Source organism: Herbaspirillum sp. VT-16-41 (assembly GCF_001994935.1).
Classification (GTDB): Bacteria; Pseudomonadota; Gammaproteobacteria; order Burkholderiales; family Burkholderiaceae_D; genus Herbaspirillum; species Herbaspirillum frisingense.
This window is the reverse complement of record NZ_MUXB01000135.1, coordinates 1-1219: the sequence shown is the minus strand read 5'-3', so window position 1 is coordinate 1219 and position 1219 is coordinate 1. Positions and strand designations below refer to the sequence as shown.

2 protein-coding genes are annotated in these 1219 nt (G+C 57.8%); both read right to left on the bottom strand.

Annotated features, from left to right (window positions below; all coding sequences use genetic code 11):
* Positions 1–386, bottom strand: a 386-nt coding sequence (locus BTM36_RS23095) for a copper resistance protein B (RefSeq protein ID WP_254427069.1), incomplete at its 3' end; no start/stop codon positions are given.
* A 159-nt stretch (positions 387–545) separates the two neighbouring features.
* On the bottom strand, positions 546–1219 hold a 674-nt coding region (locus BTM36_RS23090; protein ID WP_168189826.1), incomplete at its 5' end, for a multicopper oxidase domain-containing protein.

The window sequence follows — 1219 nt, the reverse complement described above, 5'->3', positions numbered from 1 at the left end:
TCGATATCGCCTTCGGCTTTGAGGTAGAACTTGTCATACGAATTGCCGATCCAGCCTTGGGTATCGTAGGCGACAGAGTTCCCATTGCGGGTATGAACGCGCTCCAGGCGATCCACCAGGAAGGAACCGAAGGAATGCATATCGGACATCATCAATGCGCTGGTGTCCTTTTGGGCATAGGGGCCGGTATTGAGCGTGTAGCCATTGGAATAGCCATGGGGGTCTCGTGCATCCGCAGGTGCCGTCGAACTGGAGCCCATATCCATGCCCCCCATGTCCATTCCACCGTGGTTCATGCCGGCGTGATTCATTGCCCCATGATCCATTGGCATCGCGGGACTGGCGGTACTCCCGTCCATGGAATCCATGCTGTCCATGGTGGTCATTGCTGGCTGCGAGGCTGAGCTAGCTGCAGGCGCGGCATGACCTTCGTGAGACTGGGCCAATGCTGCGCTCATGCTTGCCGAGGCAAGGGTCAGCACGAGAATCTGAGTTGAATAGCGGGTAGGAGTCATTCTAGGTGTGCCTTTCGGTGCAGGTCCTGGTTAGCTGACGACGACTTCACGGAACATGCCCATATCCATGTGATACATGAGGTGGCAATGCCAGGCCCAACGGCCTAAAGCATCCGCTGTGACCAGGAAACTGATGCGCTGGGCCGGCTGTACTGGAATGGTGTGACGTCGCGCGAGGAAGTCCCCGTTGGGCGTCTCCAATTCGCTCCACAGACCATGTAAGTGCATGGGGTGGGTCATCATGGTGTCGTTATGCAGAATGACCCGCAGGCGTTCGCCATAGCGGAAATGAATGGGCGTCGACTTGCCGAACTCCAAGCCGTCGAGCGACCATGCGTAACGTTCCATATTGCCGGTCAGATGAAGTTCGACTTCACGCTCGGGACCACGGTTATCGAGCGGGCCACCGATCGTGTGCATGTCAGCCAAGGTCAGTACACGGCGGCCGTTGTTCCGTAAGCCAACCCCTGGATCATCCAGATTGGTACGGGCACTATCGACCCGCGCGTCGGTGCTGGGACCATATTCGGTCTTGGCATGGCGCGCTTTCTTGCTGGGCACCTTCAGAGGATTGGCCGGGGCCATCTGGTGCTGGCTATGGTCCATCCCCTGCATCGGTTGCGCCCTGGATTTGCCGTCCATGGAATCCATACTGTCCATGCTATCCATGCTCGACATCGAGTCCATGCCGCTCATGGACGACA